Origin of the sequence: Clostridium sp. CM028, assembly GCF_030585565.1 — a bacterium.
GTDB lineage: Bacteria > Bacillota > Clostridia > Clostridiales > Clostridiaceae > Clostridium_AD > Clostridium_AD estertheticum_B.
Map to the genome: position 1 here is coordinate 2,617,501 of NZ_CP077766.1, position 17,660 is coordinate 2,635,160.

Here is a 17,660-nt window from a genome sequence, read left to right on the forward strand (position 1 = left end):
AATTCCTTAATTGAAGATAGCTGGAAAGCTGCTCCGCAGAAGGTAATAGGCCTGTAAATGAAAAGGAAAAACAGTCAGATCTAATCCAGAGTACCACGAGACACGTGAAACCTTGTGGGAAGCTGGGAGGACCACCTCCCAAGGCTAAATACTACCTAGTGACCGATAGTGAAGAAGTACCGTGAGGGAAAGGTGAAAAGAACCCCGGAAGGGGAGTGAAATAGAACCTGAAACCGTGTGCCTACAACCGGTCGAAGCACTTTATATGTGTGACGGCGTGCTTTTTGTAGAACGAGCCAACGAGTTACGATATGTAGCAAGGTTAAGTACTTAAGGTACGGAGCCGAAGGGAAACCAAGTCTGAATAGGGCGCATAGTTGCATGTCGTAGACCCGAAACCGGGTGACCTATCCATGGCCAGGATGAAGCGGAAGTAAAATTCCGTGGAGGTCCGAACCACGTTGGTGTTGAAAAACCATGGGATGAGCTGTGGATAGCGGAGAAATTCCAATCGAACTCGGAGATAGCTGGTTCTCCTCGAAATAGCTTTAGGGCTAGCGTCGATTAATTGAGTAATGGAGGTAGAGCACTGAATGGGCTAGGGGCTGACAACAGTTACTGAACCCTATCAAACTCCGAATGCCATATACTTTTATTTCGGCAGTCAGACTGCGAATGATAAGATCCGTAGTCAAAAGGGAAACAGCCCAGACCATCAGCTAAGGTCCCAAAGTGTAAGTTAAGTGGAAAAGGATGTGGGATTTCTAAGACAACTAGGATGTTGGCTCAGAAGCAGCCACTCATTTAAAGAGTGCGTAATAGCTCACTAGTCAAGAGATCCTGCGCCGAAGATGTCCGGGGCTAAAACTTACCACCGAAGCTATGGGTGTACACAATTGTGTACGCGGTAGAGGAGCTTTCTGTACTGGCTGAAGTCATACCGTAAGGAGTGGTGGACGGTACAGAAGTGAGAATGTTGGCATGAGTAGCGAGAGTTAAGTGAGAATCTTAACGGTCGAAAACCTAAGGTTTCCTGAGGAAGGCTCGTCCTCTCAGGGTTAGTCGGGACCTAAGCCGAGGCCGAAAGGCGTAGGTGATGGACAATCGGTTGATATTCCGATACCACCAATGGACGTTATTAGAAATGGGATGACGCAGGAGGATAAGATGTGCACACTATTGGATGTGTGTCTAAGCATTTAGGCGGAGCAGACAGGCAAATCCGTTTGCTCTTAACGCTGAGATGTGATGGGGAAGGGAATTTATTCCTGAAGTATCTGATTCCACGCTGCCAAGAAAAGTCTCTATCGAGGATATTGGTGCCCGTACCGCAAACCGACACAGGTAGGTGAGGAGAGAATCCTAAGACCATCGGAAGAATTGTTGTTAAGGAACTCGGCAAATTGACCCCGTAACTTCGGGAGAAGGGGTGCCTACGTAAGTAGGTCGCAGAGAATAGGCCCAAGCAACTGTTTAGCAAAAACACAGGTCTCTGCTAAAGCGAAAGCTGATGTATAGGGGCTGACGCCTGCCCGGTGCTGGAAGGTTAAGGGGATTACTTAGCGCAAGCGAAGGTATGAACTTAAGCCCCAGTAAACGGCGGCCGTAACTATAACGGTCCTAAGGTAGCGAAATTCCTTGTCGGGTAAGTTCCGACCCGCACGAATGGCGTAATGATTTGGGCACTGTCTCAACAACACATCCGGCGAAATTGTAGTGCAAGTGAAGATGCTTGCTACCCGCGATTGGACGGAAAGACCCCGTAGAGCTTTACTGTAGCTTAGCATTGAATTTCGGTATTGTCTGTACAGGATAGGTGGGAGACTGAGAAACATGGGCGTCAGCCTGTGTGGAGTCATCCTTGGGATACCACCCTGACAGTACTGAGGTTCTAACTGGAGGCCATGAATCTGGTCACAGGACATTGTTAGGTGGGCAGTTTGACTGGGGCGGTCGCCTCCAAAAAAGTAACGGAGGCGCCCAAAGGTTCCCTCAGCGCGGTTGGAAATCGCGCGAAGAGTGCAAAGGCAGAAGGGAGCCTGACTGCGACACTTACAAGTGGAGCAGGGACGAAAGTCGGGCTTAGTGATCCGGTGGTACCTCGTGGGAGGGCCATCGCTCAACGGATAAAAGCTACCTCGGGGATAACAGGCTGATCTCCCCCAAGAGTCCACATCGACGGGGAGGTTTGGCACCTCGATGTCGGCTCGTCGCATCCTGGGGCTGAAGTAGGTCCCAAGGGTTGGGCTGTTCGCCCATTAAAGCGGCACGCGAGCTGGGTTCAGAACGTCGTGAGACAGTTCGGTCCCTATCCGTCGCGGGCGTAGGAAATTTGAAGGGAGCTGTCCTTAGTACGAGAGGACCGGGATGGACAAACCTCTGGTGCACCAGTTGTCACGCCAGTGGCATCGCTGGGTAGCTATGTTTGGAAGGGATAAACGCTGAAAGCATCTAAGCGTGAAGCCCACCCTGAGATGAGATTTCCCATAACTCGCACGTAAGTGCGGTGTTAGTAAGACTCCTGGAAGACCACCAGGTTGATAGGTTAGAGGTGTAAGCATGGTAACATGTTCAGCTGACTAATACTAATAAGTCGAGGGCTTGACCTAAATATATAATTAGAAATAAAGCGATACTTCAAGCGTAAGCGAGAAGACTAGTTCACTGTGCAATTTTGAGAGAATATTTATTTTCTCAATCTAGTGATTATGGCATGAAGGTAACACCCGTTCCCATACCGAACACGAAGGTTAAGCTTCAATGCGCCGATGGTACTGCAGGGGTGACCTTGTGGAAGAGTAGGTTGTCGCTAGGTAATGTTCCGCGATAGCTCAACGGTGGAGCACTCGGCTGTTAACCGATAGGTTGAAGGTTCAAATCCTTTTCGCGGAGCCATTTTTTAAAATATAATAACATATGACGGATATTAATAAATCTGGTGATTATGGCATGAAGGTAACACCCGTTTCCATACCGAACACGAAGGTTAAGCTTCAATGCGCCGATGGTACTGCAGGGGTGACCTTGTGGAAGAGTAGGTTGTCGCCAGGTAAATATGGATCTTTAGCTCAGCTGGTTAGAGCTACCGGCTCATAACCGGTCGGTCCGGGGTTCGAGTCCCTGAAGGTCCACCATATGTGGGGATATAGCTCAGCTGGGAGAGCACCTGCCTTGCACGCAGGGGGTCAAGGGTTCGATTCCCTTTATCTCCACCAAAGAACAGTCCAATATGGGCTGTTTTTTTTGTGGAGATAAATAAGTTGTTAGTAAAAAAACTGGGTTAAATCATCTCCTGTGCAGCGGTTGATTTTATTCCAAGATTGCAGCTCCGCAGGAGATGATTTAAGTGGATTATTAATGTTGTTAGAAATTCTATAATATAAAAATTCTTAATAACGTTTATAAATAAATAAATAAATAAAATGCTTAAATACAAACAATTTCTTATATACTTGACCATGCGTGTCAATATATATAAAACAAAGGATTATAATGAAAGAATGAGTAAATGGAGAATAACGTGGATATATAACAAAAAAAACAAATATACAACTTTATTATTATGATACAATATTCCTTGTCGTCACAAACAAGTGGCACGATAAGCTAACTGTTGATAACTATTTAATATATTTTCAAATGAAAATAATTTTTAAAAAGTTGTTGACAAAACAAGAAATACCTAGTAGAATAGTAGAAGTCGTCACATGATGACAAAGCAAATTGGTCTTTGAAAATTAAACAGAGAAATAGGTAAAGATAGCGAAATAATATTTCGCTAAACCAGTTAATTACTTTAGTATAAAGTAAAATTTAGTCGTAAGACTAAAAGTATGTAATGAGCTTGCGTAACAACTTAACAGTTGTCGCAGATTAATCATTTCAACTAAAAAAGTGTAAACTTTTAAATTGAGAGTTTGATCCTGGCTCAGGACGAACGCTGGCGGCGTGCCTAACACATGCAAGTCGAGCGATGAAACCTTTCGGGGTGGATTAGCGGCGGACGGGTGAGTAACACGTGGGTAACCTGCCTCAAAGAGGGGAATAGCCTCCCGAAAGGGAGATTAATACCGCATAATATGTTTTGGTCGCATGATCGAAACATCAAAGGATTTTTCTTCGGAAAATTCCACTTTGAGATGGACCCGCGGCGCATTAGCTAGTTGGTGAGGTAACGGCTCACCAAGGCGACGATGCGTAGCCGACCTGAGAGGGTGATCGGCCACATTGGAACTGAGACACGGTCCAGACTCCTACGGGAGGCAGCAGTGGGGAATATTGCGCAATGGGGGAAACCCTGACGCAGCAACGCCGCGTGAATGATGAAGGCCTTCGGGTTGTAAAGTTCTGTCTTCTGGGACGATAATGACGGTACCAGAGGAGGAAGCCACGGCTAACTACGTGCCAGCAGCCGCGGTAATACGTAGGTGGCAAGCGTTGTCCGGATTTACTGGGCGTAAAGGATGCGTAGGCGGACATTTAAGTCAGATGTGAAATACCCGAGCTTAACTTGGGTGCTGCATTTGAAACTGGGTGTCTAGAGTGCAGGAGAGGTAAGTGGAATTCCTAGTGTAGCGGTGAAATGCGTAGAGATTAGGAAGAACACCAGTGGCGAAGGCGACTTACTGGACTGTAACTGACGCTGAGGCATGAAAGCGTGGGGAGCAAACAGGATTAGATACCCTGGTAGTCCACGCCGTAAACGATGAATACTAGGTGTCGGGGGTCGAACCTCGGTGCCGCCGTTAACACATTAAGTATTCCGCCTGGGGAGTACGATCGCAAGATTAAAACTCAAAGGAATTGACGGGGGCCCGCACAAGCAGCGGAGCATGTGGTTTAATTCGAAGCAACGCGAAGAACCTTACCTAGACTTGACATCCCCTGCATAACCCAGAGATGGGCGAAGTCCTTCGGGACAGGGTGACAGGTGGTGCATGGTTGTCGTCAGCTCGTGTCGTGAGATGTTGGGTTAAGTCCCGCAACGAGCGCAACCCTTATCATTAGTTGCTACCATTAAGTTGAGCACTCTAGTGAGACTGCCCGGGTTAACCGGGAGGAAGGTGGGGATGACGTCAAATCATCATGCCCCTTATGTCTAGGGCTACACACGTGCTACAATGGTGAGTACAAAGAGATGCAAGACCGCAAGGTGGAGCCAAACTCAAAAACTCATCCCAGTTCGGATTGTAGGCTGCAACTCGCCTACATGAAGCCGGAGTTGCTAGTAATCGCGAATCAGCATGTCGCGGTGAATACGTTCCCGGGCCTTGTACACACCGCCCGTCACACCATGAGAGTTGGTAACACCCGAAGTCCGTGAGGTAACCGTAAGGAGCCAGCGGCCGAAGGTGGGATTGATGATTGGGGTGAAGTCGTAACAAGGTAGCCGTAGGAGAACCTGCGGCTGGATCACCTCCTTTCTAGGGAGTAGATGTATTGACTTCGGTCGATGCAATAGAAGAATATTAATTTGTTCTTCAAAAATATCTATTGTAATTAATCGTACCTAGTTCTCTGTTTAATTTTGAGAGACTAATTTTATCTAACTCTTAGGAGTTAGATAATGAATAGTTTTTCTTAAAATGTTCTTTGAAAATTGCACAGTGAAAAAAGTTGTTTTAAAAAAATTAAAACTACGCAAGTAGTTTATAAATTAATTTAATACAATTTCGCAAAATTAATATAACCGTCTATGTAAATAGACAGAATCAAGGTCAAGCTACAAAGGGCGCATGGCGAATGCCTTGGCACTAGGAGCCGAAGAAGGACGCGTTAAGCTGCGATAAGCTTTGGGTAGGCGCAAATAGCCTGTGATCCAAAGATTTCCGAATGGGGGAACCCACATAGTAACAACTATGTACTGCATACTGAATAAATAGGTATGCAGAGGTAGACCCGGGGAACTGAAACATCTAAGTACCCGGAGGAAGAGAAAGAAACATCGATTTCCTAAGTAGCGGCGAGCGAAAGGGAAAGAGCCCAAACCCAGGTCTTTGATCTGGGGGTTGAGGATAGATCATAAATACTGCAATTCCTTAATTGAAGATAGCTGGAAAGCTGCTCCGCAGAAGGTAATAGGCCTGTAAATGAAAAGGAAAAACAGTCAGATCTAATCCAGAGTACCACGAGACACGTGAAACCTTGTGGGAAGCTGGGAGGACCACCTCCCAAGGCTAAATACTACCTAGTGACCGATAGTGAAGAAGTACCGTGAGGGAAAGGTGAAAAGAACCCCGGAAGGGGAGTGAAATAGAACCTGAAACCGTGTGCCTACAACCGGTCGAAGCACTTTATATGTGTGACGGCGTGCTTTTTGTAGAACGAGCCAACGAGTTACGATATGTAGCAAGGTTAAGTACTTAAGGTACGGAGCCGAAGGGAAACCAAGTCTGAATAGGGCGCATAGTTGCATGTCGTAGACCCGAAACCGGGTGACCTATCCATGGCCAGGATGAAGCGGAAGTAAAATTCCGTGGAGGTCCGAACCACGTTGGTGTTGAAAAACCATGGGATGAGCTGTGGATAGCGGAGAAATTCCAATCGAACTCGGAGATAGCTGGTTCTCCTCGAAATAGCTTTAGGGCTAGCGTCGATTAATTGAGTAATGGAGGTAGAGCACTGAATGGGCTAGGGGCTGACAACAGTTACTGAACCCTATCAAACTCCGAATGCCATATACTTTTATTTCGGCAGTCAGACTGCGAATGATAAGATCCGTAGTCAAAAGGGAAACAGCCCAGACCATCAGCTAAGGTCCCAAAGTGTAAGTTAAGTGGAAAAGGATGTGGGATTTCTAAGACAACTAGGATGTTGGCTCAGAAGCAGCCACTCATTTAAAGAGTGCGTAATAGCTCACTAGTCAAGAGATCCTGCGCCGAAGATGTCCGGGGCTAAAACTTACCACCGAAGCTATGGGTGTACACAATTGTGTACGCGGTAGAGGAGCTTTCTGTACTGGCTGAAGTCATACCGTAAGGAGTGGTGGACGGTACAGAAGTGAGAATGTTGGCATGAGTAGCGAGAGTTAAGTGAGAATCTTAACGGTCGAAAACCTAAGGTTTCCTGAGGAAGGCTCGTCCTCTCAGGGTTAGTCGGGACCTAAGCCGAGGCCGAAAGGCGTAGGTGATGGACAATCGGTTGATATTCCGATACCACCAATGGACGTTATTAGAAATGGGATGACGCAGGAGGATAAGATGTGCACACTATTGGATGTGTGTCTAAGCATTTAGGCGGAGCAGACAGGCAAATCCGTTTGCTCTTAACGCTGAGATGTGATGGGGAAGGGAATTTATTCCTGAAGTATCTGATTCCACGCTGCCAAGAAAAGTCTCTATCGAGGATATTGGTGCCCGTACCGCAAACCGACACAGGTAGGTGAGGAGAGAATCCTAAGACCATCGGAAGAATTGTTGTTAAGGAACTCGGCAAATTGACCCCGTAACTTCGGGAGAAGGGGTGCCTACGTAAGTAGGTCGCAGAGAATAGGCCCAAGCAACTGTTTAGCAAAAACACAGGTCTCTGCTAAAGCGAAAGCTGATGTATAGGGGCTGACGCCTGCCCGGTGCTGGAAGGTTAAGGGGATTACTTAGCGCAAGCGAAGGTATGAACTTAAGCCCCAGTAAACGGCGGCCGTAACTATAACGGTCCTAAGGTAGCGAAATTCCTTGTCGGGTAAGTTCCGACCCGCACGAATGGCGTAATGATTTGGGCACTGTCTCAACAACACATCCGGCGAAATTGTAGTGCAAGTGAAGATGCTTGCTACCCGCGATTGGACGGAAAGACCCCGTAGAGCTTTACTGTAGCTTAGCATTGAATTTCGGTATTGTCTGTACAGGATAGGTGGGAGACTGAGAAACATGGGCGTCAGCCTGTGTGGAGTCATCCTTGGGATACCACCCTGACAGTACTGAGGTTCTAACTGGAGGCCATGAATCTGGTCACAGGACATTGTTAGGTGGGCAGTTTGACTGGGGCGGTCGCCTCCAAAAAAGTAACGGAGGCGCCCAAAGGTTCCCTCAGCGCGGTTGGAAATCGCGCGAAGAGTGCAAAGGCAGAAGGGAGCCTGACTGCGACACTTACAAGTGGAGCAGGGACGAAAGTCGGGCTTAGTGATCCGGTGGTACCTCGTGGGAGGGCCATCGCTCAACGGATAAAAGCTACCTCGGGGATAACAGGCTGATCTCCCCCAAGAGTCCACATCGACGGGGAGGTTTGGCACCTCGATGTCGGCTCGTCGCATCCTGGGGCTGAAGTAGGTCCCAAGGGTTGGGCTGTTCGCCCATTAAAGCGGCACGCGAGCTGGGTTCAGAACGTCGTGAGACAGTTCGGTCCCTATCCGTCGCGGGCGTAGGAAATTTGAAGGGAGCTGTCCTTAGTACGAGAGGACCGGGATGGACAAACCTCTGGTGCACCAGTTGTCACGCCAGTGGCATCGCTGGGTAGCTATGTTTGGAAGGGATAAACGCTGAAAGCATCTAAGCGTGAAGCCCACCCTGAGATGAGATTTCCCATAACTCGCACGTAAGTGCGGTGTTAGTAAGACTCCTGGAAGACCACCAGGTTGATAGGTTAGAGGTGTAAGCATGGTAACATGTTCAGCTGACTAATACTAATAAGTCGAGGGCTTGACCTAAATATATAATTAGAAATAAAGCGATACTTCAAGCGTAAGCGAGAAGACTAGTTCACTGTGCAATTTTGAGAGAATATTTATTTTCTCAATCTAGTGATTATGGCATGAAGGTAACACCCGTTCCCATACCGAACACGAAGGTTAAGCTTCAATGCGCCGATGGTACTGCAGGGGTGACCTTGTGGAAGAGTAGGTTGTCGCTAGGTAATGTTCCGCGATAGCTCAACGGTGGAGCACTCGGCTGTTAACCGATAGGTTGAAGGTTCAAATCCTTTTCGCGGAGCCATTTTTATTTAAAGTATACAAAGCTAATTATTAGCTTTTTTTTATTTTTTGAAAAATTATAATAAATAATATACAAATTTTAAAAAATAGATATGAGCTTTAGTAATAACTTATATTTAGTTTAAATATATAATTAAGTATCAATAAATTTATTTTATTGATACTTTTATCTTTTTTAGAAAGTAATAATTATAAAATTCAGCTATATACAAAGGCTTTTTATTTAAAGGTAGAATATATGAATATATATCTAACGAAAAGCTAGGAGGTATCGTATATGAAAGAATATATAAGCAAAAATCTAAGAAATATAGGAATTGTTGGACATAGTGGTTCAGGAAAAACCACATTAATGGAATCAATATTATATTACACTAAAGCTATAGATAGATTCGGAAAAGTTAATGATGGTACTACAATTAGTGATTACGATATTGAAGAAAAGAAAAGAAAAACGTCTATTTCTACATCAGTGGCTTTAAGTGAATGGGGAAATATAAAATTAAATTTAGTAGATATGCCTGGATATTTTGATTATGAAGGAGAAATGATTGAGGGGCTAAGAGCTGTAGATATGGCAATGATAACTGTTTGTGGGGTATCAGGTGTAGAAGTTGGAACTGAGAAGGCTTGGGAATATATCAATGATCATAAGCTACCTAGAGCATTTTTTATTAATAAGCTAGATAGGGAAAATAGTAATTTTCAAGTTGCTTTGCAACAGATAAAAGAAACATTTGGAATATCCGCAGTACCAATTCAATATCCTATAGGTAGTGAAGAAAATTTTAGCGGCGTAATAAATGTCATATCTAGAAGGGCTCAAATATTTAATCCTAAAACACATGGGATGGAAGATAGTGATATTCCAGAAGAATTAATAGATAAAGTGGATGAGTGTAAACAGATGGTTATGGAAGCAGTTGCTGAAACAGATGAAGTTCTATTAGAAAAATATTTCAATGAGGGTTCTATAAGTGAAAAAGAAATATATCAAGGTCTTATAAAAGGAGCTTCTATGGGAGAAATTACACCTATAATGTGTGGATCTGCTTTACTTGGTATAGGAATGAATACGTTGCTAGAAGATATGGTTGAATGCTTCCCTTCTCCAATTGAAACAACTATGTACATTGCAAAAGGTATGAAAAACAATAAATATACGCAAGTCAAAATTGATGATATGGGTCCATTCTCAGCATTAGTATTTAAAACTATTGCAGATCCTTTTGTAGGTAAATTATCTATGTTCCGTGTTATTACTGGAAAAGCTAAAAGTGACACAATAGTATATAATACTAATAAAAATAAAGAAGAAAAAATAGGTGCTATGTATTTTTTAAAAGGAAAACAACAATTTCAAACTCGAGAAATTGCGGCAGGGGATATAGGTGCAGTTGCAAAACTTCAATGCACGACTACTGGAGATACTCTCTGTGATAGAGCGAAACTAATAATGTTTGATACTATGGAGTTCCCACAACCAGTTTTTTCAAGAGCTATTGTAACTAAAGCTAAAGGTGATGAAGATAAAATATCTAATGGATTAACAAAATTGTTAGAAGAAGATCTTACATTCTCAATATCTAGGAGCGCAGAAAATGCACAAACTATAATCTCAGGATTAGGATCTACCCACTTGCAGGTTATAGTTAGTAAATTGAAAAATAAATTTGGAGTTGAAGTATCATTAGAAATTCCAAAGATTGCTTATAGAGAAACAATTAAAAGAACTTCTGATGTCCAAGGAAAACATAAAAAGCAATCCGGAGGACATGGCCAGTATGGTGATGTAAAGATTAAATTTGAGCCTAGAATAGACGGTGCAGATGATTTAGAATTTATTGATGCGGTGGTTGGTGGAACAGTTCCAAGGCAGTATATACCTGCTGTTGAAAAAGGGTTAAGGGAATGCATTAGGCATGGTGTACTTGGAGGATTCCCAGTTATAAGACTTAAAACAACGTTACATGATGGTTCGTATCATGCTGTAGATTCTTCTGAAATGGCATTTAAAATGGCAGCGTCGTTAGCTTACAAGAAGGGCATTAAGGAATCAGATCCTGTTTTATTAGAACCAATTATGCATGTGGAGGTCACATGTCCAGAGGACTATATGGGCGATATTATTACGGATATAAGCAAGAAAAGAGGTAGAATTTTGGGGATGGAGTCTGTTGAAAGAGGTCAGAAAGTCATAGGAGAAGTACCTCAATCAGAATTATTTGATTATGCAACAGATTTACGCTCAATGACTGGTGCTAGGGCAAATTTTAGAGTCAAGTTTGAAAGATATGAAGAAGTGCCTCAGGATGGAATTGATAAAATAATTGAAGCTAGCAAGAACCTGGAATAGAAATAAAATAAAGAAATAAAACCATAGGTAGCTACGGTTTTATTTCTTTGTTTTAACGACATTTCAGAAGGAAAGTCTCCCAACTCATATAAGTGAGGGTATAAATCTCCTTCTGAAGTCGTCAATTCATCTTCTTCGAAGCTGTGCAGCTCCGCAGGAGATGATTTAATTATGAATTTTTAGGTATAGAAAAAGAATAAAAGTAAATTATAATAAATGCGCATATTTTGCTCAAAATTACAAAACCTAATGTGAAATATAGTAAAGAGGGGAGAATTAAATGTCTGAATATAAATTAGACATTCCTGGAGAAATTAACTTAAGTGATTACAGCAGCATTCATGATTATATGGGCATAATAGAGCGAAATGATAAGTTCACAATTATTTCAAAAATGAAAAATGCTGATGAAATGAAAATATTATGTGAAATGTTGGAAAATAATTCTTTTACCGTTGTAACACAAGGAGATAAAGAAAATGGCAAATATTACATCACATCACAAAAGGGAAGGTAAAGAGGAAATTAAGAGCAATTATGTAAGTGAGCTATTTGCATAATATATTTAAGAAGGCCATCACTATTAATGTTTGAATATTTTAAAAAAACAAATTAGGAAATAAAACTTTCCGAAATTTGTTTTTGATTTTATAGGAGTTATTAAATAGAGTACTGTGTTATTTATGCTTATTTTTTATTCTTATAGATAGTAAAGTATGAAACTCACTTCGATATTGGTATTTTTAGGATAAAACTGGGTGCAATTGGTCATAATTAAAGGAAGAAGTAAATCCATTGCAAGTGAGGTGTTTTAACATGATGTTTAATAAATTTACAGAAAGATCACAAAAGATTTTAGTATATGCTCAAGAGGAGGCAAAGCAATTAAAGCATGGTTATGTAGGGACAGAGCATATATTGCTAGGAATTCTAAAGGATGAAGACGGAGTATGTAAAAAATCATTGGATGATATGAAAATTTCGTTTGAGGGAGTAAAGAAATTAGTAATGGAGTATGAGGGAGAAGGAGACATAGAAATGCGAAGTAGCGAGATACCTCTAACTCCAAGAACAAAAAGGCTACTAGAACTAAGTCTTCTGGAAGCTAGAAATTTGAATCATAATTATATTAGTCCAGAGCATATTTTGTTAGCCTTGATTAGAGAAGAAGAAGGTGTTGCATATACAATTTTGGCTAATTTAGGAGCGGACTTTAATAAACTTAGAAATGGTATACTAAATAATTGGTGTTCTGAAGATACTCCAAAAGGTAGTTTATCAAAAGAAAAGCAAAAACAGGGTACTCCAAACTTAGAACGTTTTGGTAAAGACTTAACTGAGATGGCAAGACAAGGTAAACTTGATCCTGTTATAGGTAGAGGTAATGAAACTCAAAGACTTTTAGAAATTTTATGCAGAAGAATGAAGAATAATCCATGCCTTATAGGAGAACCAGGCGTAGGGAAAACAGCTATAGCAGAGGGACTAGCACAAAGAATAGCTTCCGGTAGCATTCCTGAAATTTTAAAAGACAAAAGGGTTATAACTTTGGATATATCCTCAATGGTGGCAGGTTCTAAATACAGGGGAGAGTTTGAGGAAAGGCTTAAAAAGGTTATGCAAGAGATAGTCGTCGCAGGAAATGTTATTATATTTATAGATGAAATTCATACTATCATTGGGGCAGGAGGAGCTGAAGGAGCTATTGATGCATCTAATATATTAAAACCGGCCCTCGCTCGAGGAGAACTTCAATGCATAGGGGCAACAACTATAGATGAATACAAAAGGCATTTTGAAAAAGATGCAGCACTCGAGAGGAGATTTCAACCTATAATTGTAGGAGAACCAAGCAAAAATGAAGCTGTTGAAATATTAAAAGGATTAAGAGATAAGTATGAAGCACATCATAGAGTAAAGATTACGGATAGTGCAATAGAAGCAGCTGTTAGCTTATCACATAGATATATATCAGATAGATACTTACCTGATAAAGCAATAGATCTTATAGACGAGGCTGGTGCAAAAGTAAGAATTCAAAATTTAACTGCTCCAGAAAATTTGAAAAATTTAGAAGAAAAAATAGATGGAATTTGTAAAGAGAAAGCTGATGCTATATCAGTGCAGGACTTTGAAAAAGCAGCTAAGATTAGAGATATCGAAAAACAATTAAAGGATAAATTGTATAATTCAAAAAACAATTGGAAAACTCAAAATCAAGCGGATGAGCTAATAGTTACAGAGCTTGAAATTGCTAATGTGGTATCAAGGTGGATTAATATACCTATAGAAAAATTGACTGAAAAAGAATCGGAACGGCTACTAAAGTTAGAAGAGGTACTCCACACGAGAGTAATAGGACAAGGTGAGGCAGTGAAATCTATTTCAAGAGCTGTAAGACGTGCAAGGGTAGGGTTAAAGGATCCAAAGAGACCTATAGGATCTTTTATATTTTCAGGTCCCACTGGTGTAGGAAAAACAGAATTGTCTAAAGCTTTAGCAGATGCCATGTTTGGTGATGAAAATAACATGATAAGAATAGATATGTCAGAATATATGGATAAGCACACTGTTTCAAGGCTTATGGGTTCGCCACCAGGATATGTAGGTTTTGATGAAGGTGGTCAATTAACGGAAAAGGTGAGGAGAAACCCTTATTCAGTTATACTTTTTGATGAAATTGAAAAAGCTCATCCAGACGTAGTTAATATTTTGTTACAGATATTAGAGGATGGAAGGCTAACAGACGGAAAAGGGAAAACAGTAGATTTTAAAAATACAGTAATTATAATGACATCAAATGTAGGCGCGTCTAGTATAAAAAAACAGAGGTCTCTAGGTTTCGATATAAAGGATAATGAAGCAAGCTCTAAATATGAAAAGATGAAAGAAAATATAATGGAAGAGCTAAAACATTCATTTAGACCTGAATTTTTAAATAGAATAGATGACATTATCGTATTTCATTCGCTAGAACATGAAGATTTATATAAAATAGTAGGATTAATGCTTAAGGTAGTAAAAGAGCGTCTTAAAGATCTTGAAATTAATATTACTTTTGATGAGGAAACTAAGAAGCATTTAGCTAAGGCGGGACTTAATACTACTTATGGAGCTAGACCACTAAGGCGAGAAATAACTAATACTGTGGAAGATAAGCTTTCTGAAGAAATACTTAAGGGTAATATTAATAAAGGTGATAATGTAAGTGTTCTTATGAAAAATAGTGAATTGATTTTTAAGACTTTACATATTTAATGTTGTTTATGTGTAGGATATGCTTAAAAAACATAATTTTTTTTACTTTCAGTTTATAACTAAACTTACAAATAAATAAAACTAAGGAAAACTGCACACAAGAGGTATACGGTTTTTCTTAGTTTTATTCAGGATATGCAATTATATTCTGTTATACACAACATGTGAATCAGTTGTATCGCTAACTATTGGATTATGGTAATGTAATTCTACAATTTAAATAATAAAAGATTTTTCATAAACAACATAGGCACATTAATATTTTATATAAAAATGCTTATTTATTATCTATATATTTAACATTTTTAATCTCTGGCATAGATATATTCAATGATTTTAATGTATCTTTATTTATATACACTTCTGTTTCTTCAGAGATTTTAATTGGCATATTAGATATATCATTACCCTTTAGTACATCAACTGCCATGTTACCTGCTTCATATCCTAACTTATAATAATCTATTCCTACAGTAGCTAATGCTCCAGATTCTACGGAGCCTTTTTCCGATGCTATAACAGGTATTTTTGCCTCCAATGTATTTTTTACTATTATAGGCATGGATGACACTATTAACTGATCAGTTGGTACATATAAAACGTCTATTTTCGTAAGTAAGCTACTTATGGCACTATTAACTTCATTAGTGCTTGTTACTCCGGAAGTAACAATTTCATAACCTTTAGCTGCTTTTTTTAGCTCATTTACCTGTACTTGTGAATTTACTTCACTTGTATTATATAAAATTCCTATTCTTTTAGCATTGGGCATCAATTCCTTTATTAACTCCAATTGTTTTTTCACTGGTAAATAATCTGAAGTCCCAGAAACATTAGTTTCTGGCTTATCTAAAGACTTTATTATTCCAGCTTGCACAGGATCAGTAACGGCCGTAATTATTATTGGAATTTTTTTTGTAGCATTATATGACCCCTGTGCTGAAGGGGTAGCTATTGCATAAATTAAATCCTTCTTTCCAGATGCAAACTTTTTGCCGATAGTTTGGGTCGTAGTTATATCTCCTTGGGCGTTTTGATAATCAATATCTATATTGTCTCCCTCCTTATAACCATTATCCTCTAGTGCTTTTATAAATCCTTCTCTACTTTGATCTAGTGCAACATACTCTACTATTTGACTTATACCTATTTTTATAACTTTCTTCTTTTCATTCGTTTTTGTACATCCGGTTAATATGCATGTAATTATTAGTGTAGTAGCTAACATTTTTTTCACAATAATACCTCCTTTATACCGCGTATTCAAATTTTTTCAATATACTTTCTATTGTTAATTTTTTCTTTTCGGATTCATTTAAATCTAAAATAACTTCACCTTTATGTAGCATTATTAGCCTATTACCATACTGAAGTGCATCCTTTAAATTATGAGTTATCATTAATGTAGTAATATTTTTTTCTTTTACAATCTTTTGAGTTAACTCCATTATCTCATTAGATGTCTTTGGATCTAATGCTGCAGTATGTTCATCTAACAACAGTAACTTAGGAGCAGATAGGCTTGCCATTATCAATGATAGAGCTTGTCTTTGTCCCCCTGATAAATAATTTACATTCACATCTAAAAGCTTCTTTAGATCTAATGATATTCCATTTAAAAGAGCTTCCAGTTCTTTAGTTTTATATCTAAGGCAATATTTAAAATTAATTAATTTACCCTTATTTAAAGCCAGAGATAAATTTTCTCTAACGGTCATGGATGGACATGTTCCTAAGGATGGGTTTTGAAAAACCCTGCTTACAATTCTTGTTACTTTATGTTCAGGCATTTTAGTTAAATCATTTCCTTCAAGAAAAATATTACCTGAGCTTTCTTTAACTAATCCAGAAATTATATTTAATAATGTGGACTTACCTGTTCCATTGCTACCAATTATGCTTATAAAATCCCCTTCGTTAATGTCTAAATTAATGCCCTTAAATAACACATTTTCACCTAAATAAGAATTATAAAAAATTTTTGATAAATCTTGTATTTTTAACATTTAATAACCACCCCCGTATAGATTTGTTACTTTCACTATTACTTCTACCACCAACTGTTATAAATAAAATTATTACAAAAGATGTGACCATTTTTAAATCCACAGGTGTAAGTCCAAAATTCATAGCTAAATATATGGTAATTTGGTAGATTAGAGTGCCTATAATTACACTACTTGTCTGTTTTATAAACTTGCCGTTTTTAATAATAGATGATCCAATGATTATAGAAGCTATACCTAAAATTAATGTACCTATGCCCATAGATATATCCGAAAATCCTTGATATTGAGCCATCATACTTCCAGAAAAAGCTATAAGTCCATTAGATATCATAAGTCCTAATATTTTTATTTTACCTATTTCTACGCCTAAAGATTTAATCATTTGTGGGTTATCGCCCACACCTTTCAATGCATATCCTAATCCTGTTTTTAAAAACATATCGATAGCAACTTTAAATATTACAACTAAGATTAAAGCTACAATTAAAGGGTTGAAATCATAAAAAATATTTTCATCATTAAAGAGGGCAATGTTTGCCTTTCCCATAATCCGTAGGTTTAGAGAATATAAAATTCCCATTACTAGAATGCCTGAAAGTAAGTTTGATATTTTAAATTTAACATGGAGTATTCCCGTTAATAACCCCGCTATACACCCAGAAGCTAGCGCAAGCACTGAGCCTAAAATAGGAGAAATTCCACTTTTTAAGGTTACAGCTATTATTGCTGCCCCTAAGGAAAAACTTCCATCAGCAGATAAGTCCGGAAAGTCCAAAATTTTATAGCTTATATACACCCCCAATACCATGATTGATAAAATTAAGCTTTGTACTAATATTCCTGTTGCGACTTCCATCAAAATCCTCCTTTGTAAAATTAAGAAAAGATATTTAAAATACAAAAAAAAGCCACATAGAATATCTATGTGACTTTTTTCATATAACTTATGAAAAACTTATAATCATAGTCAACATAGATACAAATCATTTGATGCAAGCATCAATGGACCTGTACCTATGTTTAATTTTTAGGTACAAATCCTATGTAAATTGGCGACTAAAGACAAATTGTATTTTTTGATTTAATAAGTTTTTCATAATTAATCTCTCCT

Annotated in this window: 6 protein-coding genes, 4 tRNA genes and 6 rRNA genes (1 of these 16 running past the window's edge); 13 read left to right on the top strand and 3 right to left on the bottom strand. The window is 39.4% G+C overall.

Annotation, left to right across the window (positions count from 1 at the left end):
* The 13 genes from KTC94_RS12320 to KTC94_RS12380 all read left to right on the top strand — a co-directional run.
* Positions 1–2,609 (top strand): 23S ribosomal RNA (locus KTC94_RS12320); it begins 317 nt to the left of the window's first position.
* Between the two features lie 89 nt (positions 2,610–2,698).
* Positions 2,699–2,815 (top strand): 5S ribosomal RNA (gene rrf, locus KTC94_RS12325).
* A gap of 5 nt (positions 2,816–2,820) precedes the next feature.
* Positions 2,821–2,895: transfer RNA gene (locus KTC94_RS12330), tRNA-Asn, on the top strand.
* A gap of 39 nt (positions 2,896–2,934) precedes the next feature.
* Positions 2,935–3,051: ribosomal RNA gene (rrf, locus tag KTC94_RS12335) — 5S ribosomal RNA — on the top strand.
* 6 nt (positions 3,052–3,057) lie between these two features.
* Positions 3,058–3,134 (top strand) — tRNA-Ile (locus KTC94_RS12340).
* A 5-nt stretch (positions 3,135–3,139) separates the two neighbouring features.
* Positions 3,140–3,215, top strand: a tRNA-Ala gene (locus KTC94_RS12345).
* Positions 3,216–3,905: 690 nt separating this feature from the next.
* Positions 3,906–5,423 (top strand): 16S ribosomal RNA (locus KTC94_RS12350).
* A gap of 292 nt (positions 5,424–5,715) precedes the next feature.
* A 23S ribosomal RNA gene (locus tag KTC94_RS12355) occupies positions 5,716–8,641 on the top strand.
* 89 nt (positions 8,642–8,730) lie between these two features.
* Positions 8,731–8,847, top strand: a 5S ribosomal RNA gene (gene rrf / locus KTC94_RS12360).
* Together the 16S, 23S and 5S rRNA genes with 4 tRNA genes alongside form the textbook arrangement of a ribosomal RNA operon.
* A gap of 5 nt (positions 8,848–8,852) precedes the next feature.
* A tRNA-Asn gene (locus tag KTC94_RS12365) sits at positions 8,853–8,927 on the top strand.
* A 276-nt stretch (positions 8,928–9,203) separates the two neighbouring features.
* On the top strand, positions 9,204–11,282 hold the full coding sequence (gene fusA / locus KTC94_RS12370) for an elongation factor G (RefSeq protein WP_220319768.1): 2,079 nt from the start codon (positions 9,204–9,206) through the stop codon (positions 11,280–11,282).
* 280 nt (positions 11,283–11,562) lie between these two features.
* Positions 11,563–11,799 (top strand): hypothetical protein, encoded by a 237-nt coding sequence (locus KTC94_RS12375; protein WP_216302346.1) that lies wholly within the window; start codon positions 11,563–11,565, stop codon positions 11,797–11,799.
* Between the two features lie 299 nt (positions 11,800–12,098).
* The gene (locus KTC94_RS12380; protein WP_220319769.1) at positions 12,099–14,540 is read left to right on the top strand and encodes an ATP-dependent Clp protease ATP-binding subunit; all 2,442 of its coding nucleotides are present in this window, start codon (positions 12,099–12,101) and stop codon (positions 14,538–14,540) included.
* A gap of 277 nt (positions 14,541–14,817) precedes the next feature.
* On the opposite strand, the gene KTC94_RS12385 is transcribed toward KTC94_RS12380, so the two are convergent.
* From KTC94_RS12385 to KTC94_RS12395, 3 genes are read right to left on the bottom strand one after another with little or no spacing between them, the layout of a single operon-like run.
* Positions 14,818–15,777, bottom strand: coding sequence for an ABC transporter substrate-binding protein (locus tag KTC94_RS12385; RefSeq protein WP_220286291.1), 960 nt, complete (start codon positions 15,775–15,777; stop codon positions 14,818–14,820).
* Between the two features lie 13 nt (positions 15,778–15,790).
* Complete coding sequence (locus KTC94_RS12390; RefSeq protein ID WP_216302349.1) at positions 15,791–16,546, bottom strand: ABC transporter ATP-binding protein; 756 nt, start codon at positions 16,544–16,546, stop codon at positions 15,791–15,793.
* Positions 16,509–17,405: an ABC transporter permease gene (locus KTC94_RS12395; protein ID WP_220319770.1), complete on the bottom strand. Its 897-nt coding sequence runs from the start codon at positions 17,403–17,405 to the stop codon at positions 16,509–16,511. The genes KTC94_RS12390 and KTC94_RS12395 overlap by 38 nt, the downstream gene beginning before the upstream one ends.
* Positions 17,406–17,660: the final 255 nt, after the last annotated feature.

What these genes read in the sequence shown, in the direction of transcription:
- fusA (WP_220319768.1), top strand. Translation starts at nt 9,204, where the DNA reads ATGAAAGAATATATAAGCAAAAATCTAAGAAATATAGGAATTGTTGGA.
- KTC94_RS12375 (WP_216302346.1), top strand. Translation starts at nt 11,563, where the DNA reads ATGTCTGAATATAAATTAGACATTCCTGGAGAAATTAACTTAAGTGAT.
- KTC94_RS12380 (WP_220319769.1), top strand. Translation starts at nt 12,099, where the DNA reads ATGATGTTTAATAAATTTACAGAAAGATCACAAAAGATTTTAGTATAT.
- KTC94_RS12390 (WP_216302349.1), bottom strand. Translation starts at nt 16,546, where the DNA reads ATGTTAAAAATACAAGATTTATCAAAAATTTTTTATAATTCTTATTTA.
- KTC94_RS12395 (WP_220319770.1), bottom strand. Translation starts at nt 17,405, where the DNA reads ATGGAAGTCGCAACAGGAATATTAGTACAAAGCTTAATTTTATCAATC.